Source organism: Vibrio sp. EA2, assembly GCF_033042495.1.
GTDB lineage: Bacteria > Pseudomonadota > Gammaproteobacteria > Enterobacterales > Vibrionaceae > Vibrio.
On record NZ_JAWLID010000001.1, the window covers coordinates 135186 to 159913 of the forward strand.

Here is a 24728-nt window from a genome sequence, read left to right on the forward strand (position 1 = left end):
TTTTTACTTTTTGAACCTGTGGTTTAGGCCAAATGTGTGGCGATTTTTTGTGAAGCCACTGGATTATAATGGGTTTTTCTGCTGGTTAAATGGTGGAGCATACGTGCTATTGGCCTTTACGCCAACAAAAAGGGCTGATAAAAAAATGCCTCCCATAGGGAGGCCACATTACCAATTCAAAGGACGTGCCTGTTAAAACAGGTACAAAGAACGAGAAGCACAAACGCTGCCATGCATTTGCAATATCTATATTGCAGTTCGCGTGCCAACTTTTATCTTGTTGATATATAGGGATATTTATTTTTTGGCGATGTACCTCTTAATGGGTATGCACTAAGTCAGTGAAAAATTGCATTAAAACAGGGCAGGAATAAGGTGTGGGTTAGGCGAAGAATCGTGCAAGTTAATGAAAATAGAAAAAGAAATATTCGGGAAACGCATTTTGCCAACAAAAAATGGCCGACAAAGATGCCGGCCAAGGACTCGCTCTAGGACAAGAGAGAATTAGAAATCGTAACGTACGCCAAGACGTAGTGTGTCTTCACCTTCTGTAACTAGACCTTCTGCATTTTTCTCTTCATCTAGCTGGTTGAAGTAGTAAGCAAGGTAAGTACGGAAGTTGCTGTTTAGCTTGTAGTAACCAACCAGTTCGAAGCCATCGACTTCATCGTATTTGCTCGCGCCATCTGGATCGTTTTCTTGGAAAGTGTACATACCCGCGATGGTCACTTTGCTCGCCACTTTGTAGCTTGCAACTAATTCGTAAGCAGTGAAGTCTTCAGTGTCAGATAGTTCACCTTGTGAGTAAGTACCTGCTAGGTATAGGTTATCCAGAGAGTACGCGATACCACCAAGGATTTGGTCTTCAGAGTTGTCTGCGTCAACGTCACCGCCTGAGTATGCAAGACCTAGGTCCAGACCCATTGGCAGCGAGTACATACCAGAGATGCCGTATTTGTCTTGGTCATCACCAGAGTTCGCTTGGTAAGTCGCTTGCAGTTGTAGCGCGTCGAACTCACCACGGTATGCGAATACGCTGTCTTGCTTGTCAGAAGATGAATCGATAACTTGTTGAACACCAGAAAACTCAGTGATATCTGTCATATCAGAGATGATGACAGCAGCCATGTCTTGGCGACCGACTGAGAAAGCACCTGCATCTGAATCTACACCAGCGTACATGTAACGGTTTTCAAATTCGCTTGTGCCTGTATCTTGCTCAGCCTCGTAGACACCAAATGCTGAAAGACCGTTACCGATGTCTGTTTTACCTTTTAGGTTAACACGAGCACGGCTTTTATCTTCCATTGAACCTTCTACTTCTTCGCCGCCTGAACCAATGAAGTCGCCACGGAATTCAACTCGACCACCAACTTTTAGCTCAGTGCCGTCATTTTGGTACACAGTTGCTGCGAAAGATGGAGCTGTTACCAATGCCGATAGAATTGCAGTAGTGAGTGCTGCTTTTTTCATTATCTTAATACCTTATTTGTTATAAATGGGCTTTCTTGCCTGATGTGTTGATGACGCTAAGGTAAACCGCGTAAATGAAAGATAGATTTCTGTTGTGTGATGATTCGATTTCAGTTTTATTGCGAGTAAATGGCTGACTTTTCTACATTTTACTCAATATCAGAACATCGCTATTCAAACCCAAATGATTTGCTCGAAAAATGAGCTGGTCCAGATTGGTGACACAAAACTCAAAATGAACTGAATTGCTTGATTTTAAAAGGAGGGTATGCGATCAAGTGTCGTTAACTCTAAGAGTTAGTTTATGTTTTGCAGGGACGAGCAATGGGTGAAATTCAAGTCGAAGAAAAGAAAGTTAAAGTGGGCAAAGTGCTGTGTGTAGGCCGCAACTACGTCGAGCACATACATGAGCTTGATAATGCGATACCAGAACAGATGGTTGTGTTTAATAAACCTTCATCATCAATATCTGAGACTTTGCATTCATTTCATCAAGAGCCATTGCATTACGAAGCAGAAATTTGTTTTTTGATTCAAGATGGGCAATACGCAGCGGTCGGTCTGGGGTTAGATCTGACTAAGCGAGGTCTACAATCCACGCTGAAAAAGCAGGGGTTACCTTGGGAACGGGCAAAGGCCTTTGATGGCTCCGTCGTGTTTAGCCGCTTTGTTTCTCTCGAGGGGATAGATATCAACGATCTGAACCTTGAGCTGCTGATTAATTGTGTTCATGTACAAAAAGGGCACGTTAAGCAGATGCTTTATCCTCCTTTCACTATTCTGGATGAATTGAGCAGCTACACCCGTTTGGAAAGTGGCGATGTGATCATGACCGGCACGCCAAAAGGTGTTGGGGAAGTTCATAAAGGTGACGTCTTTCTTGGGCGCCTAAAATGTGGCGACGTCACCTTGTTTGAAACAGAGTGGGTTGCGGATTAAAGCATTAACCTAAGAAGGAGAAACGCTGCCATGCTGACAATCGTCGTCATTAACACGTTTTTGGTCAGATAAGCGATTAAAGCGGCGATAGTGGCGGCGAGCAAGAATGGATTTTGCAAGTTCAGCCCGAGTTCACCCTCGGGAATAAACACAATCGGGGCCCAAATTGCTGTCAGCACTGCTGGGCTGGCGTAACTCAAAACCTTTTGCGTGCGTACGCCCAGTCGAATAGGCAGCTTTGGTTCAAGAAACAAGTATCGGCTGGTGAATACGAGCGCTGTCATCAGCAAGATCGATAACATAATCATGCGTGTTTCTCCGTAAACTGTTCCACAAAATAACCGGCTAGCATTGCCAAAATGCTTGAAATCATTAGGCTACCTTCGATTTGGTAATAGGTAAGGGCGACCGAACTGACCAGCGCAATTACGACACTGACCAATACTGCTGCATTTTTTATGGTTGGTACGACGATCGCAATAAACGTTGCAGCGACAGCAAACTCAAGCCCCATTTCATTCAGCTCGGGAATCATACTCCCCGCCACGATGCCTGTTAACGTGGCCGCATTCCAAACAAGGTAAAAACTCAAGCCCGCCCCAAGTGCGTACCAACGGTTGAACTGTTTATCTGAGTGATGACCGACAATGGCAAACAGTTCATCAGTGAGTAAAAATCCGAGAGGGAGACGCCATTTTAAGGGGAGAGGCGAAATTTTACTGCGCATAGAAACGCTATACAAAAAGTGCCTGGAGGTAATAAAAAAAGTCGTTAACAACATGGTTGTTAATCCTGCTCCCGCTTTTATCATACCGACCGCAACCAGCTGTGCAGAACCGGCAAATAGGATTGCTGACAGCGCTTGTCCTTCAAGTGGAGTGAGGCCTGTATCAATAGCAAATGAACCAGCCAGTAACCCCCAAGGGAGTACTGCGATGCTCAGTGGCATCATGGCGATTGTTCCCTGCCAAAACAGTGAGGCTTTTGATTGTTCTAAAGGCAAAGTATTTTCCATTTTCTTCTTATTTATCCAGAGAGCAGTTTTATTACAAGTTAGCGCGAGTACGTTAATGCGCCTTGAACAAAATTGCTATGTGTTTTAAATATTTGAGGATAGCACTTCTGAGTTAATAGTTTGTATGTTATGAAAGTGGTGAATCATTATGTGGCTTCATTGGGCTTTTGGTGGGCATATATATTGTATTTTGTTGTATTGTTGATATATAATCCGCCTCCTTTTTTAATGCGCTCCTTTTCTTCCATGATTGATTTAGTTGTACTCCCTGTTTATCTGACAGCCGTTCTGGCGTTATTGATGTTGCCTGGTCCTGATATGTTGCTGATTGCCAGTTCAAGTATGAGCTATGGCAAAAAAGTTGGATTGTTTGCCAGCCTTGGTAATGCGACCTCAGGCGTCATTTTAACCCTGTTGGCTGCGATGGGCGTCTCCACACTGGTCGCGATGAGTCCGGTTGCGCTGAAGGTGCTGCATTTGCTGGGCGGTGCTTACCTGCTAAAAATGGGGTGGGACTGTATGAGAGCGCAAGCTTCGTCGGCGCCTGAACTTGATCAGATGAGCAAAATGGCGACGACCTATTATCAGCGTGCTTTGATGAGTAACTTACTCAACCCAAAAGCGTTAGTGTTTTTTGTTATGTTCTTGCCGCAGTTTGTTTCCAGCAACATTACGGCATCATCGGGTGAGCAAATGCTAGCGCTTGGCTTGTTACTTAATGTTATGGGCCTTCTGTTTAATCTGTTACTTGTCGCGTTAGCTGGCAGTGTTGGTAAAGGATTGATAGAAAATGATAAATTCCGCATGGTCCAACATAAATTGATGGGATTGGTGTTTGTGATACTGGCGTTGTGGATGTTGAGCAGTTTCGTGTTTTAACATCAACAAATTCAACGAAAACGCCAGCAATTATTGTTTAATGCTACTCACTCAGCAGTGAGTAGAATGTCCCAGTCTCCCGTCTTCCTTGAGCGTTGTAACCTCTTAAGCTTAATGTACCGCCGAGCAGTTTCTTCACACGGAACATCGCCGTTTCTGATAGTGAACGCATGTGGTAACCGTACTTCTTTTTCCAATGCTTATTTGAACCATAGAGCTTCTGACAACCAACGGCTAAGTTGCGGGGATGACCTCGTTCCCAGAAGGCTGCTCCTTCCCTTGGCGGAATGAGCGGAACCGCTTGCTTGATGCGAATAGCCTCGTAACACAACCTTGTGTCGTAAGCGCCATCGCCAGATATCTCCGTAATTCTTCGGCGAGTCTGTTTAAGCAAATTTGGAAGCGCTTCACCGTCGCTCACGTTCGATAAACTTAACTCTGCGGCAATAATTTGATGCGTATCTGTATCGACCGCTAAATGTAGCTTTCGCCAGATTGCGTATTTCGGTGATTGCGATCGCTCGTTTCCGCTGTTTTTCAAGCAAGCTGTCGTCATATTTACAACATGTTAGGCGGCTTTGTTCTCTGGATTTAAGAACACCTCGTCAATAAAGCTCCAGTCTCTAGTTTGCCCGCTCCACCGCCCAGGGCTTGTTCCTTTACTCTTTGTTTTGAATCGACGTTAACCGTTTTAGCTCGCTTACTAATGCATGAGTAATAAGGGCATGACAACGGCAGTTGAGCGAGCTTAAAAATTGAGTTGATGAATCCTTGCAAGCCTCTCAACGGCATTGAAAATACCCGTTTAACCATGAGAGCTGTTGTAATCGCTAAATCACTAAACAAACGAGGTCTTCCCCGTTTGCCTTGCTTCATTTGTTTCCACAACCGAATAGCTTCTTCATCAATCCAAAACGTCAGTGAACCGCGATTGATTAAAGCTTGGTTATAGTGTTTCCAGTCGGTTGTTTTGTAGCGAGGTTTGGCCATTGGTCTAAGTATTTGAATGAACTTAGCTGATCAGATCATAGGCTGATGATTTAGTTCCCTGATTTAGGAAACAAAGCCGAATAATTTTCAGTCTATTCGGGTAATAAAGGTTTGTTTGTCATCCACAAAAGCCACAAAACCGCCGTGATAGATAAAAACCCGACCTCGCCCTTCAACTAGGCAGGCAAGCTGTGGGTTCAAGTCTTCTTCGTTATCCTGGCTTTGAAAAGTGCCGGTATCGGTGATTACACCGCTGAGTGTCGGCAAATATCCATAAGTGCGTTTGGCTTGATCAATCAGGTTCAGTTCGCTGGAGGTAGAGAAGCAAAAGGGGATCGCACCAGCTTCTTCGATAAATATAGTTTTCAGTTCTTCAAAAGCTGTGATCACAAGCCAGTCGATGCCGTTAACATGGTGGATAAACATAGAGTTTCCCGGTAATTCTGATGCGGAGATTCTATCACTATCAGGGAAGAACGTAGTAGAGATTTAGTTGATAAAGGCGGTAATTCTGTGCTATTTCCGAACATTCACTAGGCCAACTTGAAACACGAATTTGCCCCATTCGGTGTTGGGGCTGACGCCATTGTCACCTTATGCGATGGTCAGTCGACTTACTAACTAATGGTTGGTATCAAATTCTCTGAAGAATAGCTTCTTAATGCTTGGAAATCATTTATTGTAAAATCACAGGAGATATCCCTTATTAAGTGTCACCCTTAAAAAGTTATCTCAAGTAGAGTAGTGTTGAAACTTTGGCTTTTAGATGCTTCTCAACCTAAATGCATCTCCCTAAGATGCCAGCCAAAGAGCAGTATTCCACTGGCTGACACCCAGCTGCCTAATACTCGCACAGCAATCCGTGTCCATGTTGGTTTCAATACAACGACACAAGCGCTGACTAAAGTCATCAGTACAAACAAAGCGCCGATGGTACCGATTAAGCCCCGTTCCGCTGGACCTGTCTGAAGCGACTGACCGTTAAAAACACCATGAACAAGTCCTACCAAAACAATGATAACGACTAAATAGCGTCTGGGTAACGCAATATCCGCAGCAACAAGTACGCCTAGTAATAAAAAAGAAAAGGCCGACACAGGTAACGACGAATTGAAGCTTGAATCTAGGCCAATTAACCCACCAATACACCAAACTACAGGGAATACAAACATACCTAAACGACTGGCAGCCGCTCCTAAAAGCCCGCAGTAGAGTGCTAACGTGACTGCCGTAAGTAAGTCTTCTGGCGTAATGAATAAGTGCGTAATGCCATCGTATACAGGACCCAAACCTGTGTTAACAAGGTGAGCTTGAGCCGTACAAGGCAGAAGAGCAAACATAATGACAACACAACTACTTACGTTTGACATGCGAATAAAGCTCAGGAATGTTAAGCCAATGCTTGCCACAAAAAGACGCCTCCCATCATCATGACGACAGAGCCGGCTCCTCTTAAAATCAGCTGTCCTGACTTAAAACGGTGTAACAGACCCAGACCGATCCCGACACAGTGAAGTAGTCCGGTGCCGACAACAAAACCTATCGAGTAGAGCAAGCCATTTTGTCCTTCTGGCAGCTCTGTACCATGGGCATAACCATGAAAAAGTGCGAAAAACCCAACCAAGGAGACGATGAGCTTCATGCTTGCTTTAGCCTCTGTCAACACCATAAAACCGAGCACAATGGCAGAGAGGGAAATTCCCACCTCGACGCTAGGAAAAGGTAACCCGAGCAGACCGATAAAACCGCCAACGGCCATCATCATCGGAAACGCGACCGGTAATAGCCAAACTGCCGGACGACCTAATTGAGCGCCCCAGACGCCCACTGCAATCATAACTAAAATATGATCAAGCCCAGACCAAGGGTGGCCTAAACCAGTCATGAATCCGGCTGCTGGGTCTCCCTGAACGTGCGCTTGTGCAACGGGTGATACCAGTGCGCAAAACGCAGTGAGCGCTAACAGTAATTGACGGTGATAATTTTGCCTCATGCTCAGAATCCTCCTCCTAACATGATTGTTCTTTGAATTGTCCAGTAGGCCCCGAGGCTTCCGACCAGATAACCGGGTAGCCATGAAACCCATTTCGGCCAGCTTACTCTGAGGGTTTTAAATGCCCACAGCATGGCAAGTGCCAGGCAAACAAAGCCAATTTGCCCGAGTTCGACGCCGATATTGAATGACAACAGAGCCAGTGGCAGCTCGGTTTTCGGCATGCCTGTAGTAGTCAGTCCGCTGGCGAAACCAAATCCGTGCAGGAGGCCAAATCCGAATGCCACAATCCAGGGATATTGAATCGTCCAGCTGGTCTGCCCTCGGCGCGCTTTTACGATCTCCGGGCCTAAAAACAGTATCGACAGTGCAATGGTCGCGTTCAGAGGCGGAAGGGGAATCGAGGCGAATCCAAGTGTGGCCAGCCCAAGTGTAATTGAATGAGCGAGGGTAAATGAGGTTATGGTTTTGAGTAACTCCAGTTTGTTTTTTACGATTAGCATTAAGCCAAGCACAAACAATAGGTGATCGATCCCAAGCAGTATGTGATGAAGCCCCAGAGCCAAATATTCCGCGCCCGCCTGATACCAACTTCGTTCACCAATTAAGGTTACTGAAGGGCGAGTAGGACTGGCAATGTAAGTGAACTCGCTGCCGTCGGCTAACACGGTACGGACTAGTACATCGGTGATGGTTTTCTCTAATCTGGGAAAGCGTAATACCGAACCGTTGAACTGAGTTTTCTCGACCGCGACGATTTTTGTTGTGATGTTTGCATCTTTAGTCGAGAAGCTTGTGACAGGAGCCACGACCTGCCATGACTCAGGCAATACTAATTCAGCTGGGTGAGGCTTACCGTAATAAACAGGCGCTTGCCAGACTACCTGGTAACGATGCGCGTCCAGTTGCGTGATATCTACGACGCCGGGCTGACTTTCATGGGCTCCGGCGATTTTACTGAATGTGACTAACAGCAAGAGTACGCCAAGCCAGTGGAATGCACTTTGATAAGGCGTCTTCATGGGGTCGCCTCTTGGTTGTTGCTTTTATCAATGTTTACGGTGTATTGCTGGAGCAAACGCTGATAATGACTGTTCAGAAGTTGTTGGCGGCGCTCTGAAATGACACCACGCTCAACAGTGAGTCTTACCTCACTTAAATCGGGAACGTAGCCTGGAATACGCTGTTCAACTTTTACCAGGTGATAGCCATATTGTGAGCGGATCGGGCCTGCCCACTGTCCTGGTTCCAGAGAATCAGTGGTGTCTGCAAATGCTTTGCCGAATTGATTGTGTACCGTTTTTACCGACATCATCGGATAATGACTGGCGAGCAACGTTGAGTCGCCTAACTCTTCGATATCCACTTGTGTGCCGTCTTGATTAAGTTGTTCTTTAAGAGTCTCAATCTGAGTTACGATCTGCTCCCGAGAGTGATTGGATGGTGAAAAATAGATCTGCGAGAAGGCAAGTTGACTGTCTATAGTAAATTCTTGCGCATGACGCTTGAGGTAACTCTCCAGTTCCCTTTGGGTTGGCTTATTTCTGGCTGAGAGATCGATATAGAGTGACTCCAGCTTCATGCGTAACCGACGTTTAATGTAGATGTCGTCGTTTTGTAGTCCTAAAGATAAGGCTTCCTGATAAATAATGTCATCTCTTACTTTTTCTTCAATTAGCTGGTTGAGCTCTTGGTCACTGGGCGGTCGCTGCCAAGTGTTAAGGAAGTTATTAGTGAGATTTTCAATGTCAGCTTTGGTGACATTGATTATTTTCAGCTGTGATTGCTCGGGTTCGTTGTTAAGAAAATCAAAAACGACAAACAACAAGGCGCCAATCAGTAAAAAATGAAGCAGAGGCTCCCTAATTAGTTTTTCCATAAACCGCCAAAAATTAGATGAAATACCCCTTCACTTCGAATAAAAGTGAAGGGGACGATGGTTATTTTTTCGAAGGGGTATACCAGATAGGTGAGGTATACGCGCGCTCTGATAATGTCATAGGCACGTCGTCTGCAAACTTCGAATCCGCAAAATAGGCTTTGTCATAAGCTGTCCAGCGTGGTGTCGGTATTTCTATTACACGAGCGTAGTAGAACGCTTTCAAGTTAGGGTCAAAGTCTGGGTCTTGCCAAACGGTGATCAGCTCAGGCGCGCCTATGGTGTTTGTCCATGTTGCATTATCTACATCAACAGTATTACCGATTGAAGGTAGTTTGCCGTTTTTATCCAGCTTACGGTCACCAGACCAAACAACGTTGTAGATTTGTTCTTGTGGTTTACCTGATTTATCCAGCCAGCCTTTGATAATTTGAATACGATCTAAGTTGCCAGAGAAAGAGTCCTTGAGTGCCGCTACAAGGAAGCTCGGTGCTTTCGAGCCGTTGTCTGGGGTTGTAAGGTCGCCGCCCATTGGTACGCCTTTAGCGTAACCGATAGTACCGGGGTTACGGCTGAGAGTATCTTCTGGTTTGAAGTCCCAACCGCCAAAGAAACGAACGAACATACGCGTACCAGTTGTTGCGTAGACTTCTTTTCGTTTCATTGCATCCCAAATTGAAGCGCGGGTATTTTCTTCTGCCCATACTGCTGTTAGTCCTGATGCTCCAAGCTTCCAGTCTTTTACTGTACGGCCATCAAAATCGAACGCGTTACCTGTTGAACGTTCAGGCCCTGGCTCACTGGTCGGGAACTTACCAAAGAAGTTATTTTCTTCTGCTGATGAAATACCTGTGTGATCATCGGTTGAACCGACTAAACCAAATTTGAAAGGGTTGGTGCCAAATTGTTCCTCAAGTTTCAGACCATTCTTTAGCGCTTCGCGTGCATATTCTCTCTCTATCATGCCGGGTTCTTTTGGCACGACATTCAAATTACCTTTGTCCCAGATTTCGAAATCGGCAAACTCGTCTGCTGGTGCGAGAGAAGGGTGCTGCTCTGACGTCCCTTTACTTTGTGTGATTTCATATAACGGCTCCCAACGTGCACGTGCTTCAGCCCACTTTGCGTCAATGGGTTTGCCATCGGGAGTTTCGGTAGAGAACATGAGACCGTTTGATAAGTTACCATTATGCGGCACAGCTAAGACTTGACCGCCGGTTTTGTCTTCATAGGCTTGCATCCAGTCCCAAACTTGATTTGGGATTTCAGTATCAAACGTAGTAAGAGGACGAACCTGATCCGCTAACGCTTTTCCGTCTCGGTAGACGATATTACGGTGTAAGTTGTTACCGCCGCCATAATTAGAGCTCCATTCGTAACCGATTAAAGCAGTGAAAATACCTGGTTTGTTATGACTTTCTACAATTTTGGTCATTTCTTTCCAGATATCCATTTGTACTTTTTTATCTGTCAACGCTTCTGGAATTTTGCCTTGCCCTTGCAGTGTGATCATTTCTATCACTACTTTACTCGCTTCTTCGCCGCCGGCTTGCATGCCTGTGTGCCATCGCTTGAGTACAGGGTCGGTCATTAACGAACTTTTGCCTTCTAGTACGGCATTCATTACACCCATCGCATCGGAGTGGTCTGCGACCATCATCCAGTCATAAGGTCTGGATAGCCTTACCGCTTGCCCGGTACTGGAGGTGATTTCTTTACCCTCGGCGTAGCTCAGAGCTTCATCTGGTCCGACTCGCGTCCCTCCGGCTATTGCGTCAGCTGACCAAGAGGTATGTAGATGCAATTCCCCCCAGAGAGGGCGGGTAGGAAAAGTCCGGCCAGCGTAAGGTGAATAACCTTTTTGTTTGAAGAAACGCGCAACATGCTCCGAATTGATCGTACCTGCATCAGTGGTCACACTCTCAGCGTAAGACGGCACCGCCGTAACGGTAAAACAGGTGGCGACAATTGTACTTAACAGAGTGAGTTTTGGTAAGGGAATTGGGTGTGCTTTGGAGTGATAACGTGTCATGGCGAGACTCCCGGAAATTGCCGATTGGAAGGTTAAACCTTTATTCCATTCAGTTGGTTAGCTTTTTAGTACGGATAAAGAGCATTGCTAAGTAATAAGTGTATACGCCATATGCAGAAATGCCATTTAGATGGATAATGAAGGGGGTAATATTTGTCTTTAGTTAACCCTGATCTGCTCCAGCATGACTGGACACTTTATTAGGCCACTTTCAATACTTTTAGTTATTCATTAATTGCTAATTTAGTGAGGTCGCATGAAGCGCTGTTCACCGTGATAAGAGTGAACCGTTTGTATCACCAGACGACCCTAAGGCTCTGAATAAAGCAGCGAGGCTGACAATGTAACGAAGTTTGGCACTGTGCCAAACGGGAGCAGAACCGTGAGGGGGTGCTCCTCCTGATGACCACGAATTGGGTGAGTACTAGGGAATCAGTATGATGAACGTAAGGTGAAAAACACAGGTCGTAACTCATGGTTTGACCCTGTCGCCACTGCTTTGTGCGTTGCTGGGTAACAATAACGCCTTAGTGGAGGCTTGAGCTGTGTGTAGTGAAAGTTGCACGTACGGTTCTCAGGAGGGCGGCATTTGGTAACAGATGTCGCCTATCCGACAAAAACAAGTTACGGAGACACTTTCGCTTGTGTGATCACCGAGCGATTCTGTTGTGTCTTCACTGCCTTACGCTGCTTTTTCGAAGTAGGACTGACTACGGTTATAATCAAATTATATCTTAAATGAGGTAGCAGCAGCCTTAGTGTACTAATTACTGTAGGTAGACTGACTTGAAAAAAACTCTCATTTAGTACGTATATCGCGATTTTAAAATATTAGACTCTATCTAACTAGCTGGATACTAACTATTAAACCAGAAAAGCTGAGTAGTCTCAGCTTTTCTGGTTCGCATTTTATGATGCTATTACCTAGTTTGCTCATGCAGGGCAAGTTAGCGCAGTTATCCAGAGAAGGTCTGAAAGAAGGCTCTATTAAGCATGGACTGATGATAGAGGTGATCGAAAACCTTGAAACGGTCAAAGCGACTAACGCTACTTCTCGTAATCTTTTTCTGTGGGAACTCCTGACGAAAAAGCAAGCGGCCGACAGCATTGAGCTAAAAAGTTTGTCTAACAAGCTCAGTTATGGCGCATCAATGGTCCAGCAATTGGGTTTCATTTTTGTCGTCGTTGTCGGTGTTTATCAGATCAGCGCGAGTGAAATGACCATAGGAGCTTTGATAGCTTGCACTATGCTCACGTCTCGGGCCATTGCACCTGTTAACCAAATTACGGGGGTGTTGGTACGCTGGCAACATGTAAAAGTGGCTCTCGAAGGGCTCGATCAAATCATGCAGGCTCCGGTAGAACGTCCTGCCGGGCGTCAATTCGCTGAAAAATCACAGTTGAATGGGGATTATCAGTTAGAAAATGTCTTTCTTACGTATGGAGAGGAAGGGCAAAAAGCACTCTCTATTGAAAAGCTCAGTATCAAAGCCGGAAGTCACAACATTTTACTGGGTGGCAATGGAGCCGGAAAGTCCAGTCTGTTGCGAGTGCTTGCCGGATTAGAAGATATTGATAGTGGCCAACTGTTACTGGATGACATATCCATGACCCAGCTTGATCCCAGCGATCGTCAGCGAGATATTGGATATCTACCACAGGACTCTGCGCTTTTTTACGGTACCTTGCGCGAGAACCTGTTGATTAGTGGTGATATGCATTCTGATAAGGCCATCTTTGATGTACTCGATAACATTGGTCTGGGACCTGCGGTTCGGGCACACCCTTTGGGATTAGATATGCCTATTTTGGGTAATCGAAGCTTGTCGGGAGGTCAGCGTCAAGCCGTCGCACTAGCCCGTCTCATACTGCAAAATCCGCGAATTGTGTTATTGGACGAACCTACTTCGGCGTTTGATCAGAGTAATGAAGAAAAAGTGATTAGGTTCATGAGTACGTGGTTAAAAGGGAAAACACTGGTGATGTCGACACACAAGCGGAGCATGTTTAGCCTCGGCAACCGGGGTATCGTGCTTAAAAGCGGAAGCGTCGCAATGGAAGGCGACTTTGACAAGATATTAGGCTATCAACAACCAAAGGTGAAAACATGGGTACGGCAAGCGAATTAACAGGGAATGAGCGTTTTCTTACTGCTCGACCAGCATTATGGTTATGTTCGTTCATCGTAGCCGCTTTTATCCTCTGGGCCGCTTTCGCAGAGATTGACGAAGTCACGCGTGGCGAAGGGAAGATTATTCCATCCAGTCGTCTACAGAAAATTCAAAGTCTGGAGGGGGGCATTGTACAAAAGCTTCTAGTACGAGAAGGCCAACTGGTTGACGAAGGCGATATTCTTATACACATGGACAAAACCCGTTTTCAGGCTGCCTATCGGGAAGGGGAGAGTCAGGTCTCTTCATTGCTGGCGTCGATTACCCGATTAGAAGCGGAAGTAAAAAACCAGCCGACATTGACCTTCCCTGAATCCGCTCAAATTGATGGCAAGGATTTGGCTTTTGAACAAGCGCTGTTTGAAACACGAAGAAACAGCAAGAAAGAGAAAATTGCTGGGTTGAAACGACGAGCCGCTCTCGTTGAAGACCAGTTGGCTATCTTAAGACCCATGGTGAAATCGGCATCCGTCAGCAAAATGGAAGTGTTGCGCCTGGAGAAAGAGTTAGAAGACCTCAAAGGTCAGGTCATCGAAGTGAACAACAGCTACATGCAAGATGCCTACACGGAACTGACACAGAAAAAAGCGGAGCTCAATGTCCTGAATGAAGCCTTAGTACAGCGCCAAGATCAATTGTTAAGGACGGAGATCATTTCACCAGTAAAAGGTATGGTTAATGATATCGTTGTCACGACCAAAGGTGGCGTGGTGCAGCCTGGCGAACCAATCATGTATGTACTGCCCATAGATGAGCAATTGCTGGTTGAAGCCAAAATTCCGCCAGAGGATATTGCCTTTCTCGCGCCAGGTATGACTGCAAAAGTAAAAATTACCGCTTACGACTTTTCTATTTATGGAGATTTAGAAGGAGAGGTCGTTCAAATCAGCCCAGATACGATCGAAGAAGAAACGGCTCAAGGAAAAGCTTACTTTTATCAAATACTGGTTAAAACGGAGACCAACTTCCTGCAAAAAGAGGGCAAACAGTACCCGATACGTCCTGGAATGATTGCTCAAGTTGATGTTTTAGGCGGGAAGAAAACAGTGTTAAATTATTTACTCAACCCGTTATTAAAGGCGAAATTAAATTAAATCGAAAGTTTACCTTTAGAAGACATAAGAGGCCGCTAATTGTTAGCAGCCTCTTTATTCAAAATGACCGTGATCTGGACAGACTGTAAATAATTCTGTGTAACTGTAAACATCCCGCTTTTAGTCGCACCCAAAATTAGAGCTTTCCGCCCGTTTTGATTTAGCCAGAAATTGCCAAGTTTAGTGGTATGGTAAATTTGGAAACTAAAGTTCTTGTGATATCCAAGGTAATTCATTGATTACTAATTTAGAAAAGGCACTGATAAGGATTTGCCCTTTTCTTTGTTTACAGTGTGTTGCCATTAGTAATGCTTTCATGGTTTTTCTGTAATAATTCTAATGACTCGGTTGCACATATACAGAAAAGCCAGCGACATCAAGTTGCTGGCTTTATAACCCATCACTATATTCCGTGTTTTAACAGTGCTTAGTTGTGAATTGAAGTATAAGCTCGTTGATTTCATCAGGTTTATCGAGTTGTACCCAGTGAGTTGCATCATTCACACGAGCGAATTCAAAGCTGGCATTTTCACCGATGAAATGTACTGAGTCTTTCATTTGTTTTTCACCCAAATAGTGGTCATGTTCAGACCAGATACCTAGGCAAGGTGCTTGAACTAAACCAAGATCTTCTGGTTTCATCGGGCTTTCTAAGTTCAAAGCATTACGATACCAGTTAAGCCCTGGAACAATGTCTTTGCCTTCTTTAAACACTTCTTTCCAGTGTTCCCATTCCGGGTGATTACGCGTCCATTCTTTAAATAGTTTCCAATCTTCAGCAGCAAGAAGGTCTTGTGCCATTGGCAGTTGGAAGAAGAAGAAATACCATGACATTTCACGCTGTTGGATATCAGGCATGCTAAGTAAACCAAATGGATGACCAACAGATATTGCTGTTAGCGATTTTGTTGCTTGTGGGTAAATACCTGCAAACGCCCAGGATACGCCTGCTCCCCAGTCGTGTCCGACGATATGAGCTTTCTCAATACCTAGATGATCGAGAACGGCTTTGACATCAGACGCAAGCATAGTGATATGGTAGTGCTCTTTTTCAATCGGTTTAGATGTGTTGCCGTAGCCACGCATATCTAAAGAAATAACACGGTAGCCAGCGTTAACAAACGGGGCGATTTGATTACGCCAGGCATTTGCAGAATCAGGGAAACCATGAACGAAAACAATCGGTTCGCCCTGACCTTTTTCATAAGCCTGAATAGTGATATCACCATTTGTAACTTGGAAACTTCTACCTAGCAGTGATGGATTAGCATTCATTATTATTTACTCTTAATTGTCTCAGGTAGCCTATTTGGGCTACCTGAGAATTGTTGTGAGATATTTGATTACTGTTCAAATTTATCGAAAAGATTAAGGATCTGAATCGCTTCTTTATCAGAACCTTTGGTCACTTTTGCTTTGCCGTTGGTTAATTCGGTAGCTAAATCTGATTGATTAAGGTAGATACGGGCCCAAGTAGAGCCATCCATTGACAGTTCGATATCAGGTTTTTGATAGTGCCTTGAAATGTTTTCAACATACTCAGCAACGCCACGACGAACGTGTAAACCTACCGTTTTTTCACCGAAATTGAACGCCAACATCTTGTCTACATTTTCAGATTTCTTCGGATCAATACGTACACGGTGATAGTTCAGGTAAGTGTCTGGATCCGCAGCAACCACTTCTGCTTTAGGAGGAAGTACTTTTGGAATGGTCTCCAATCCTTCTAGTGCACGAGCTTCACTGATAGTAAACGAGCGACCGATGGAGCTGACCGAGATTTGTCCGAGTTTACGTAAAGAATCAGCTTTCAGTTGGCGAGCTTCTTGATTGTTAGGGTTGATTAGGTATACATGATTAACCAATTGAGCAGACCATGCATACTCGTTGTTATCATACGCATCTTTCGCCGCCGCAATAACTTTGTCTTCGCCACCCATCAATTTCACTAGGCGTGTCGATTCTTCTTTCTTAGGTAATTGATACAATTTCGTTGCATCACGGTCATACCATCCCAGACCTTCGTAGAAAGTTGCTGGGGTATACCAATATGATTCACCGTATGATTCTTTATTGTATGCAGCATCAGCAAGGTGTTTTGGTTTGTATACAAAGTAGCGTAATTCATCAGGCCCTAAACCTTTAAGAATACCGCGTAACGCTTGGTCATAGGTTAGTGTAATCATGTCACTGTAATTAATTAGAGTGTCACTAACTTTCTTTGCACCTTTTACTGCACGAGTATGCGTACTTACTAGGTATTCAGGCTTAAGATCACGCATTAATGTAAGAGCATCACGCCACTCCTGTGGATCGCGATAACTAGCGCCACGTAGTGAATAGAGGTTTACAGTACCAGGCCAGAAGAAATTGTTCATGACCACTTTCTTGCTAGGGATCCATGCTGTGACGCTATAATCATCCGATTTGTAATCGGTGAAAAACTGAATATCAAGACCTGCGACGTTTACAGTTTCTCCATTTTTAACTGTACGGTTAACAGGTAAAAAGGCAGGTTCTTTAAATTCCAGTTTCCCAGCTAAGCCTGCATCTTTACCCTCTGCTGGTAAGAAAGTGCTGAACTGAATCGCAGCTCGTGCAGACATGACAGGGCCAAGTTCTGGAATCGTTGCTTTTAACCCGCCACTTTGAAGATTTTCTTTGACAGTATCATTTAGCTTTTCATGCCCAATGATTGTGACTTTACTAGGGTCATCAACCATGGCACCACCACCAAGAGCGTAGTGAGAGTGACTATAAATGATCGCTTTAATTGGTTTCTTACTGATTTCTTTTTCAATAATTTCACGTATGTGTTTGCCTTCTTCAGCATAATCGCCCGTGTCGTAGACGATTAAACCATCGGGCGCTTCAATAACGGTGGCATTAGCAATGGAAAGTCCGCCGACTACCCATACACCGTCAGTCACTTTTTCTATGGTTTTTTCTGTATAGACATTTTGAGGCATCACTTGTAACACTTCGGCATTAATTACAGCTCCGTTGGGTGCAGTAACAAGTTTTGCAGAGTCGTCCATATAGCGAGATGGATATTCTTGGGCGGAAGCTGCTACTGACGATAAAGCTAATGCTACGAGTGAAAGTGAAAATAGGGATTTTTTCATGGGATACTCACTATCTAGGTATTAGGGTTCTACTAATTATATGCAATTAATTTGATACAAAATTTCTCTTTCTTGGGAAACGACAATCAATTATTTCCCAGATGGGCTAAGCATTTTTAATAGGTCTTGTAACCCTTTATCATTTTGCCAGTCGTAGATTGGATCAAACAGTCCCATTAATTGTGATGCTTTAGTGTTATCACCTTGAGTTACTTCAACTTTCCCTGCTTGTACTAAAGCATCGAATGAAGCAGTGTTGTTGTAGATTTCAGCCCAAACTTCGGGGTTCATTTTTACCGTTACATCTGATGCAGTCTTATTAATTTCAGAATTATCTAAGTAGTTCACCACTGCTCGGCTGATCTCCAGCCCATAAACGTGTTCTCCACCGAAATCGAACTTAATTGTTGCTTCAGTATTACCTGAACGTTCAGGGTTAATACGAATACGGTAATAGTTCACGTAATCGTTGATGTTTTGTACGATTGCTGCTGGTGCTGCCGGAATATTCTTGATGATATTCACTTGTCCGCGAAGCTCAGCCGCTTGCGCTAAGTAGAATGAACGCGAGTTGGTTGATGTAGCGCGATAGCCCATTTGTTCCAATGCATCGGCTTTTAGTTCTTTGTTTTTCTTGCTCGGATTACTTTGTACTAAGTAATCCGATACTTGTGCTGACCATAGGTAATCGCCGTTATCAAATGCTTGTTTCGCTACGATATAGGTCTTATCTTCACCACCCATAGCGGTCACCATACGCGTCGCTTCATCTTTTGGATGCAGCTTGTTTAAGTGCGCAGCATTGCGATCGTATTGACCAAATAACGCGGTATAAATACGTGGTGGCATAATCGAAATTTCGCCATAGTTTTGCACCAGAATCGGCGATTCTTTCAGATATTTTGGCAATTTCACGCTATAACGCAGTTCATCAGGTCCTTGACCTAACGCAATGTTTTTCAATGTCTGATCAAGCACAAACGCTAAACCATCATGGTAACTTTTCAGGCGAGCATTGATTTTGTCGTTACCGACTAATGAAGTGGAGTGGGTTGAAAGTAAGATTTCAGGATTCAAATCTTTAATTTTATTTAATGCTCCCATCCATTCATTTGGGTTACGATATTTACCACCACGAGCACTGTAGATATTCGGGAACCAGCCCCAGACAACATTGTTTAAGACGGTTTTTTTACTTGGAACATAAACCATCAACTGGTTTGGGGTATCAGTCGCAATGCCGTCCATATAGAAAACCATATCCAAGCCAGCCACATTAATGGTTTGGCCATCATGAGTTGGCGACAAATTCACTGGGATGAATCCACTTTGGTCTGGCATTACGGTATTTTTGAATGCAGCATTATCTCCTTCATTAGGTAGATAAGCGTTAAATTGCTCAATACTGCGAGCCATGGTTACACCGCTGGTTTCTGGGTGCGTTGACGTTACACCGCCATTTTTTGCGATTGATGCATTGGTATTAGGGTGACCAATAACAGTAATGTTGTTATTACCACGAGCCGCTTCTTGTTCAACGATATAACGTGCACCTAAGGTGTAGTGCTCATGAGAATACACGATGGCGGCAATCGGCTTATCAGTTTCTTTACGCAGCATGGTATAGAACTCTTCTGCGTCATGCATGTTATCGCCTGTATCGTAAATAATAAGACCTTTAGGTGCTTCAATTGCGCTCATATTCACAATGGAACGTGAGCCAAATGTCCAGATACCATCGGCAATTTTCACTGTCGTTGGATCATCGTATGAAACACGTTTTTCGCTGTATTTGCCTAAATTCCAGAATGTTGCGGTTTCTTGGTTTACTTTTGCTTTATTGCCGTTTTCAGGAAGATGCGTTAGTGGTGTGTCTTTAGCATTCATGTAGGGAGAGCTAAAATCAGCATTATTTGCTGCAAATGTAGGGGTTGCTGTTAAGGTCATTACAGAGATTAACGCTATGTTCAGAGCTTTCATTTTCATATCTATAGTCTTCTGCTTGAATCAAATAAATACGATTTTGCTCTTGTGTAAATGGTAATAATAGTTAAGATTATCTTGCGAATATTGCAAGAAGGTATGTGCGTATGGATTTACAGAACCGCTATTTAGATTTGCCGTTAGAGCTAATGAAAACGATGGTTTTGCTCTATCACAATCCTAACCTTAAGAAGGTCGGAGATATTCTAAAGAAGTCTGAAAGTGCAGTTAGCCGTGATATTGCCAAGCTACGTGAAAGATTGGATGACCCGATTTTTATTCGTAGTGCTCAAGGAATGGAACTGACTCCTTTAGTACAACAGCTTGCCCCACAAATCGAGCAGCACTACAATCAAATCGCGAATATATTGAAGCAAACAACAACTTCTCGTACTGATTTTTCGCAATATACACAGCCTATTGTTATTGCTCTTAACTCTTATATTTATCAGTATGCAGCAGCAAAATTGACGACCACATTGCTGCAACATTTTCCCCAAGCGACATTTCATATTCAGCGCTGGGGAAAGAATACCCTTGATGCTATTACCGCGGGAGATATAGATATTGGTGTTCACTTTAGTGACTTTGAAACCAATAAAGGTATTGCTCTAAGGTATATCTCCAAATATCACGTTTATTTAGCTTGTCACCCCGATGTTCAAATTACTAAGTTAGATGATGTGCTTGATAATTTGCTGATTATTTCCAGGTTACCTTCTTGGAATGAACATCGTTATCGTCTGTTAGAGAAGCTAAAACTTGAACCCAAAAAAGTTGCTTATGTTGATTCATTGTCTACGGCTTACGAAGTTGTGCAAACGGTGCCATCGGTCTCATTTTTACCTGACTTTATCTACGACAGTTCAAAAGTAAACGCCATAAAATTAGATGAAGAAATGAGTTACTCACTTTCGTCGTTTTTCAAGCAAAGCCACAAGCGGGAACCATTTACTCAGCATCTGCATAATTTAATTCAATCGGTTATTTCACCCAAAGAGTCCTGATGTTTGGGTGGATTAAAAAGTTGGGATACAAAACTAATCCTAAGATCTAAAAGACAATCCGTCCCCGATTTTTATAGAAACTTCGTAGTTTAAATCCATCATGAGGCTAGATTACAGAAATGTCATCTATGCGTCAGTTTGCTGAAAGGACTTATTCGTATAGTAAATATGGGACTAGATAAAACGGAAGTGAAGTAGCGGAAGTGCTGAGAGGAATAACTGCATTTGGTTCTGTCATAATCAGCTTGATATTTTTTAGAGTGCACTCTCTAATTTATATCATGGCCCCGACCATGAGAGTGGACTGCCACGAAAGTGCCCCTTTTTACGCGCAAAAAGGAAATTTTGTTCAAGGTTTACTTAACCGTTGTGTGCGTTTCCTACTGACTGACATAGCGTGATGACGCAAGAAACGATTGGTTAATGTGTGCGAGCATTAAATCTGAGGCTTCGTGAGTCATCCCTTTTATCACTGCTTTAACGATCTCACCATGTTCGAAATAAGAAGACCTCGCCCTGTCAGGGAGCTTAAATTGCGCCCGACGGTAAGGGGCGACTTTAGCTCTCGCGCTTAGCACCGCTTCTTCCACATATTGATTATGGCAGCCGTGAAACAAACACTCATGCAGCTTGATGTTCGCCTTGTCGTAAGCGTCGATGTCCCCTGAGGTCACATGTTTGTGGCTGTCAAGATGAATAGCGAGTAGGCTTTCACGTTCTTGCTGAGTCATATTGATCGTCGCAAGCCGAACGCACAATGCTTCCATTTCTGCCACATATTCGAACATTTCCGCCAATCTGGAAACGGGGACTTCGCTGACAAATACCCCGCGTCTGTGATGGTGCTCCGCCAGTCCGCTAGCGGTGAGTTGTTTTAGGGCTTCACGAATCGGTGTTCGCGAGACCTGAAAGCGGCTGGCGAGCATGGTCTCATCCAAACGAGTGCCTGCAGCGATAACCCCGGCTAGGATGTCATCGGATAAGGTTACTCGAATGCTGTCCGCCAGCGGCTGCTCATTTTCGGTCAGCAATGATTCAGTGGTTGGGTGTTCTGACATAGCTTTGCTCTTTTGACTCCTGCTGGTAGTTAGCCCGAGATACCAGGCATCACAACACTTGGCAGCCATAAACTGATAGCTGGAAAAGCATTGATGAGAACGAGAACAATCAGGGCAAGCCAGACTAATGGCAGTGAGCCACGTACAGCTTCACCGTAACTGACGTTATCGAGGCTGCTGGCGACAAACAGGTTCATACCAAATGGTGGGGTGAACATACCGATCGCACAGTTCACACACAGAATAACCCCGAGATGCACCAGGTCGATACCTGCTGATTGAGCGACCGAAATGATTAAAGGCACCAGAATGATCACGATAGAGTTCGGGTCAAGGAACATACCTGCAACGAGCACAATGCAGTTAATGATCAGAAGTAGCATTAGTGGATTATCGCTCAACTGAGATAGTGAGGCTGACAGTGAGTCGGTCAGGCTTGACGTCGTCAAATACCAGGAAAATGCCGCGGCAGCAGAGACAATGATCATGACCTGAGTGGTGACGACGCCACTATCAATACAGACTTTCCAAATATCTTTTGGGGTGAGATCACGATAGACAAACAAGCCAACGGCGGCTGAATAGATCACTGCAACCGCAGCAGCTTCTGTTGGGGTAAACAGACCACTGTAAATGCCACCCAAAATGATAACTGGTATTGCCAGCCCCCAGATTGCCTCTCTCAGGGCCGCCAATAGTTCTGAGCGTTTTGGAAATGGCTGTGGTTGCATACCTGCACGACGTGCTCGATAGTAGCAGTAAACAAGGAAAACTATCCCGTAAACTGCACCAGCCCCGATTCCCGCCATGAATAATGCACCAATCGAAACGCCTGCCATTGCCCCATACACGATCATGAAAATGCTCGGAGGAATGATGATGCCAAGGGCACCAGTCGCCATCAGCAGACCTACACTGAACTGACGATCGTAACCTTCTTTGATCATTGATGGCAGGATTAAGCGGCCGACCGAAACCACCGTCGCCGGGCTAGAGCCGGAAATCGCGCCAAAAAACATCGAGCCGGTAACCGTGGTCATTGCCAACCCGCCACGGAACGGGCCGACCAGCAGTTGAGCAACTTTCAGTATTCTGGCAGAAAGGCCACTGGTGCTCATCAGGTTACCGGCCAGGATAAATAGCGGAATCGCCATTAGCGGAAAGCTGTCCAGGCCGGAGAACATCCGTTGGATAATCAGCATTAATGGTGTACTGCCGCTCAGGTGAAGGCCGACAAAGACCGCAAGGATCAGAGCGACAAAGATAGGTAAACCTAAAACCAGTAGGCCGGAGGTTAATGCAAAAAAACTGTAGCCCATGATTATGCTCCTACGTAGACGTTGTCGGTCTCTGTTTTTGGTTTGATAAACAGTGTGAGTAAGGATTCACTGATGCGGATAAACATACAGGCAGAACTCACTGGAATGGAGAGATAAAACCAGTACATTGGAAGCTCCATCGCTGACGAGAGTTGACCAAACATCATCATGCGCGAAGTCAGTTGCCAGCCGAACCAGGCGAGTAGAAAGGTTGTCGTCAGGCAGATCAAACAGATAAAAACCTGAAAGGGCTTTTGTAGTGCTTTTGGAATGATCTGCTTAATAACATCAATACTGATGTGAGCATTGTTTCGAAAGGCGATACTGCTAGCCATAAAGACCATCCAAATAATGGCGTACCGCACGCTTTCCTCGGCCCAGCTGAATGATGTATTAAAGACAGCACGGGCCATGATTTGGGTGAACAACATCACTGAAGAGTAAATGATGAGTACACCTACTGTGGTGTTTTCGAATAATGCCAGTAAGCGACTGAGTCTATTCCACATAAGCGTTCTTCCGAGATCCTTGTTGTCGGTTGAAAGACGGATAGTTAATTGCAGGTTTATCGATTGATAACTTACAGTTCCGACAATTCAGAGAGTTCGTTCTGAGCACGTTCCAAAAGTCCCTTGCTCAGCTTCGCGCCAAACTCTTTATACACAGGTGTCATAGCGTCGCGGAACTCACCTAATTGTTCTGGCGTTAGTGAGGTGACCTGAGTGCTGCCAGCCTGCTTAATACCGTTAAGGTAGATTTCTTCACGAGCAATTGAACGTTCACGCTGGTATTGACCTGCTTCTTGAGCGGCAGTGATTAGTAATTTCTGGTTGTCGGCAGACTGGCTGTCGAACCAAATTTTACTGAATACGAAGGCAGTGCCGAGGTAGCCATGATTGGTCAGCATCAGATCTTTCTGCACTTCATAAAACTTCATTTGTGAGATAGATACCAGAGGGTTTTCCTGACATTCGACAACGCCTTGCTGCAGTGCGGTGTAGGTTTCGCTGAATGCGATTGGCACTGGGTTTGAGCCTAGTGCTTTGTACTGAGAAATCAGAAGTGGGCTCTCCATAACACGCACTTTTCGGTCTTTCATGTCCTCTGGAGTGGTCACTGGATCATTACAAGTCATCTGCTTAAAACCGCTTTCCCAAAACATTGCGGGTTCGAAACCGGAAGAACGCAGACCGGACAGTACTTCTTTACCAATCTCACCATCAAGAAACTCGTACGCAACCTCACGGTTTGGGAATAGGAAAGGCATGTCGATCAGCTGTAGGTCTTTATCAAAACCACTCAGCTTCGCGGTTGGGATAGGCGCAGCCTGTACCGCACCAAACTGCATTTGCTGTGCTACTTCAACGTCATTGCCAAGCGCATTGTTAGCGTAGATTTTTACTTCATAATCGCCATTGGAGCGTGTTTCAACCAACTCCTTAAAGCGCTCAATTCCTTCTTGTTGAGCGCTGTCTTCCGTCATATCGCTGTGTACTTTGATCAGCGTTGATGAGTAAGCATTCATGCTCATTGCAGATAACGAAAGAGCCAGTGTGCTGAACATAAATTTGAATGTGTTTTTCATGAGATTCCTCATACCTATCCGTGGTTAGTGTCTTGTATACAAAGGCAATTTGAATGCCATTATAAATTATTATTAATATTCAATACCTTATCGCTACATGTGTATTGTGTGCGCACTAAAGGTGTGCAATCTCTGTCTTTTGTATACTTATGTTGGGGCAAAAAATACGTTCGTAATTGGCTGGTG

General features: G+C 44.5%; 21 protein-coding genes and 2 pseudogenes. 5 read left to right on the top strand and 18 right to left on the bottom strand.

Going from position 1 to position 24728, the window contains the following annotated elements; translation table 11 throughout:
* Positions 1-504: 504 nt before the first annotated feature.
* Positions 505-1473: a porin gene (locus RXX31_RS00595; protein ID WP_317587166.1), complete on the bottom strand. Its 969-nt coding sequence runs from the start codon at positions 1471-1473 to the stop codon at positions 505-507.
* 324 nt (positions 1474-1797) lie between these two features.
* On the opposite strand from RXX31_RS00595, the gene RXX31_RS00600 reads away from it, so the two are divergent.
* Positions 1798-2412: a fumarylacetoacetate hydrolase family protein gene (locus RXX31_RS00600; protein WP_317587167.1), complete on the top strand. Its 615-nt coding sequence runs from the start codon at positions 1798-1800 to the stop codon at positions 2410-2412.
* Here RXX31_RS00600 and RXX31_RS00605 read toward each other — a convergent pair.
* Together RXX31_RS00605 and RXX31_RS00610 are read right to left on the bottom strand one after the other, a co-directional pair.
* Positions 2409-2720 (bottom strand): AzlD domain-containing protein, encoded by a 312-nt coding sequence (locus RXX31_RS00605; protein WP_317587168.1) that lies wholly within the window; start codon positions 2718-2720, stop codon positions 2409-2411. The two genes, RXX31_RS00600 and RXX31_RS00605, sit on opposite strands and share 4 nt — an antisense overlap.
* Entirely contained in the window at positions 2717-3427 is a 711-nt protein-coding gene (locus RXX31_RS00610) for an AzlC family ABC transporter permease (protein WP_317587169.1), read from the bottom strand. The genes RXX31_RS00605 and RXX31_RS00610 overlap by 4 nt, the downstream gene beginning before the upstream one ends.
* Positions 3428-3673: 246 nt before the next feature.
* Between RXX31_RS00610 and RXX31_RS00615 the strand changes: the two genes are divergently transcribed.
* The gene (locus tag RXX31_RS00615) at positions 3674-4306 is read left to right on the top strand and encodes a LysE family translocator (RefSeq protein WP_317587170.1); all 633 of its coding nucleotides are present in this window, start codon (positions 3674-3676) and stop codon (positions 4304-4306) included.
* Positions 4307-4394: 88 nt separating this feature from the next.
* Here the strand turns inward: RXX31_RS00615 and RXX31_RS00620 are convergent.
* The 8 genes and pseudogenes from RXX31_RS00620 to RXX31_RS00655 form a co-directional block, all read right to left on the bottom strand.
* Positions 4395-4862, bottom strand: a pseudogene (locus RXX31_RS00620) (IS5 family transposase); the annotation flags it as partial.
* A 98-nt stretch (positions 4863-4960) separates the two neighbouring features.
* Positions 4961-5296, bottom strand: a pseudogene (locus RXX31_RS00625) (transposase); the annotation flags it as partial.
* Positions 5297-5383: 87 nt separating this feature from the next.
* Positions 5384-5722 carry a cytosolic protein gene (locus tag RXX31_RS00630; protein ID WP_317587171.1) on the bottom strand — a complete coding sequence of 113 codons (339 nt, stop codon included), beginning with the start codon at positions 5720-5722 and terminating at the stop codon, positions 5384-5386.
* Between the two features lie 347 nt (positions 5723-6069).
* Positions 6070-6705 carry a HupE/UreJ family protein gene (locus RXX31_RS00635; protein ID WP_317587172.1) on the bottom strand — a complete coding sequence of 212 codons (636 nt, stop codon included), beginning with the start codon at positions 6703-6705 and terminating at the stop codon, positions 6070-6072.
* Positions 6687-7289: a HupE/UreJ family protein gene (locus RXX31_RS00640; RefSeq protein ID WP_317587173.1), complete on the bottom strand. Its 603-nt coding sequence runs from the start codon at positions 7287-7289 to the stop codon at positions 6687-6689. Before RXX31_RS00640 ends, RXX31_RS00635 begins: the two co-directional genes overlap by 19 nt.
* A gap of 2 nt (positions 7290-7291) precedes the next feature.
* Positions 7292-8311 (bottom strand): HupE/UreJ family protein, encoded by a 1020-nt coding sequence (locus RXX31_RS00645; protein ID WP_317587174.1) that lies wholly within the window; start codon positions 8309-8311, stop codon positions 7292-7294.
* Positions 8308-9168, bottom strand: coding sequence for a peptidylprolyl isomerase (locus RXX31_RS00650; RefSeq protein WP_317587175.1), 861 nt, complete (start codon positions 9166-9168; stop codon positions 8308-8310). Before RXX31_RS00650 ends, RXX31_RS00645 begins: the two co-directional genes overlap by 4 nt.
* 61 nt (positions 9169-9229) lie before the next feature.
* Positions 9230-11200 (bottom strand): DUF3604 domain-containing protein, encoded by a 1971-nt coding sequence (locus RXX31_RS00655; protein WP_317587176.1) that lies wholly within the window; start codon positions 11198-11200, stop codon positions 9230-9232.
* 911 nt (positions 11201-12111) lie between these two features.
* Here RXX31_RS00655 and RXX31_RS00660 point away from each other — a divergent pair.
* Both RXX31_RS00660 and RXX31_RS00665 read left to right on the top strand, forming a co-directional pair.
* Positions 12112-13329: an ATP-binding cassette domain-containing protein gene (locus RXX31_RS00660; protein WP_317587177.1), complete on the top strand. Its 1218-nt coding sequence runs from the start codon at positions 12112-12114 to the stop codon at positions 13327-13329.
* Complete coding sequence (locus RXX31_RS00665; RefSeq protein ID WP_317587178.1) at positions 13308-14465, top strand: HlyD family efflux transporter periplasmic adaptor subunit; 1158 nt, start codon at positions 13308-13310, stop codon at positions 14463-14465. Before RXX31_RS00660 ends, RXX31_RS00665 begins: the two co-directional genes overlap by 22 nt.
* Before the next feature lie 417 nt (positions 14466-14882).
* On the opposite strand, the gene RXX31_RS00670 is transcribed toward RXX31_RS00665, so the two are convergent.
* The 3 genes from RXX31_RS00670 to RXX31_RS00680 all read right to left on the bottom strand — a co-directional run bounded on the left by RXX31_RS00670 (position 14883) and on the right by RXX31_RS00680 (position 19576).
* Positions 14883-15740 carry an alpha/beta hydrolase gene (locus RXX31_RS00670; protein ID WP_317587179.1) on the bottom strand — a complete coding sequence of 286 codons (858 nt, stop codon included), beginning with the start codon at positions 15738-15740 and terminating at the stop codon, positions 14883-14885.
* A gap of 68 nt (positions 15741-15808) precedes the next feature.
* Positions 15809-17590, bottom strand: coding sequence for an alkyl sulfatase dimerization domain-containing protein (locus tag RXX31_RS00675; RefSeq protein ID WP_317587180.1), 1782 nt, complete (start codon positions 17588-17590; stop codon positions 15809-15811).
* 90 nt (positions 17591-17680) lie between these two features.
* Complete coding sequence (locus RXX31_RS00680; RefSeq protein ID WP_317587181.1) at positions 17681-19576, bottom strand: alkyl sulfatase dimerization domain-containing protein; 1896 nt, start codon at positions 19574-19576, stop codon at positions 17681-17683.
* Between the two features lie 104 nt (positions 19577-19680).
* On the opposite strand from RXX31_RS00680, the gene RXX31_RS00685 reads away from it, so the two are divergent.
* Positions 19681-20580: a LysR family transcriptional regulator gene (locus RXX31_RS00685; RefSeq protein ID WP_317587182.1), complete on the top strand. Its 900-nt coding sequence runs from the start codon at positions 19681-19683 to the stop codon at positions 20578-20580.
* Between the two features lie 380 nt (positions 20581-20960).
* On the opposite strand, the gene RXX31_RS00690 is transcribed toward RXX31_RS00685, so the two are convergent.
* The 4 genes from RXX31_RS00690 to RXX31_RS00705 all read right to left on the bottom strand — a co-directional run bounded on the left by RXX31_RS00690 (position 20961) and on the right by RXX31_RS00705 (position 24542).
* Complete coding sequence (locus tag RXX31_RS00690) at positions 20961-21638, bottom strand: GntR family transcriptional regulator (protein WP_317587183.1); 678 nt, start codon at positions 21636-21638, stop codon at positions 20961-20963.
* A 29-nt stretch (positions 21639-21667) separates the two neighbouring features.
* The gene (locus RXX31_RS00695) at positions 21668-22957 is read right to left on the bottom strand and encodes a TRAP transporter large permease subunit (RefSeq protein ID WP_317587184.1); all 1290 of its coding nucleotides are present in this window, start codon (positions 22955-22957) and stop codon (positions 21668-21670) included.
* A gap of 2 nt (positions 22958-22959) precedes the next feature.
* Positions 22960-23466: a TRAP transporter small permease gene (locus tag RXX31_RS00700; protein WP_317587185.1), complete on the bottom strand. Its 507-nt coding sequence runs from the start codon at positions 23464-23466 to the stop codon at positions 22960-22962.
* A 71-nt stretch (positions 23467-23537) separates the two neighbouring features.
* Complete coding sequence (locus RXX31_RS00705) at positions 23538-24542, bottom strand: TRAP transporter substrate-binding protein (RefSeq protein ID WP_317587186.1); 1005 nt, start codon at positions 24540-24542, stop codon at positions 23538-23540.
* Between the last annotated feature and the right edge of the window lie 186 nt (positions 24543-24728).

Coding starts and splice junctions, on each gene's coding strand:
- RXX31_RS00595 (WP_317587166.1), bottom strand. CDS start 1,473: ATGAAAAAAGCAGCACTCACTACTGCAATTCTATCGGCATTGGTAACA.
- RXX31_RS00600 (WP_317587167.1), top strand. CDS start 1,798: ATGGGTGAAATTCAAGTCGAAGAAAAGAAAGTTAAAGTGGGCAAAGTG.
- RXX31_RS00605 (WP_317587168.1), bottom strand. CDS start 2,720: ATGATTATGTTATCGATCTTGCTGATGACAGCGCTCGTATTCACCAGC.
- RXX31_RS00610 (WP_317587169.1), bottom strand. CDS start 3,427: ATGGAAAATACTTTGCCTTTAGAACAATCAAAAGCCTCACTGTTTTGG.
- RXX31_RS00615 (WP_317587170.1), top strand. CDS start 3,674: ATGATTGATTTAGTTGTACTCCCTGTTTATCTGACAGCCGTTCTGGCG.
- RXX31_RS00630 (WP_317587171.1), bottom strand. CDS start 5,722: ATGTTTATCCACCATGTTAACGGCATCGACTGGCTTGTGATCACAGCT.
- RXX31_RS00640 (WP_317587173.1), bottom strand. CDS start 7,289: ATGAGGCAAAATTATCACCGTCAATTACTGTTAGCGCTCACTGCGTTT.
- RXX31_RS00645 (WP_317587174.1), bottom strand. CDS start 8,311: ATGAAGACGCCTTATCAAAGTGCATTCCACTGGCTTGGCGTACTCTTG.
- RXX31_RS00650 (WP_317587175.1), bottom strand. CDS start 9,168: ATGGAAAAACTAATTAGGGAGCCTCTGCTTCATTTTTTACTGATTGGC.
- RXX31_RS00655 (WP_317587176.1), bottom strand. CDS start 11,200: ATGACACGTTATCACTCCAAAGCACACCCAATTCCCTTACCAAAACTC.
- RXX31_RS00660 (WP_317587177.1), top strand. CDS start 12,112: ATGATGCTATTACCTAGTTTGCTCATGCAGGGCAAGTTAGCGCAGTTA.
- RXX31_RS00665 (WP_317587178.1), top strand. CDS start 13,308: ATGGGTACGGCAAGCGAATTAACAGGGAATGAGCGTTTTCTTACTGCT.
- RXX31_RS00670 (WP_317587179.1), bottom strand. CDS start 15,740: ATGAATGCTAATCCATCACTGCTAGGTAGAAGTTTCCAAGTTACAAAT.
- RXX31_RS00675 (WP_317587180.1), bottom strand. CDS start 17,590: ATGAAAAAATCCCTATTTTCACTTTCACTCGTAGCATTAGCTTTATCG.
- RXX31_RS00680 (WP_317587181.1), bottom strand. CDS start 19,576: ATGAAAATGAAAGCTCTGAACATAGCGTTAATCTCTGTAATGACCTTA.
- RXX31_RS00685 (WP_317587182.1), top strand. CDS start 19,681: ATGGATTTACAGAACCGCTATTTAGATTTGCCGTTAGAGCTAATGAAA.
- RXX31_RS00690 (WP_317587183.1), bottom strand. CDS start 21,638: ATGTCAGAACACCCAACCACTGAATCATTGCTGACCGAAAATGAGCAG.
- RXX31_RS00695 (WP_317587184.1), bottom strand. CDS start 22,957: ATGGGCTACAGTTTTTTTGCATTAACCTCCGGCCTACTGGTTTTAGGT.
- RXX31_RS00700 (WP_317587185.1), bottom strand. CDS start 23,466: ATGTGGAATAGACTCAGTCGCTTACTGGCATTATTCGAAAACACCACA.
- RXX31_RS00705 (WP_317587186.1), bottom strand. CDS start 24,542: ATGAAAAACACATTCAAATTTATGTTCAGCACACTGGCTCTTTCGTTA.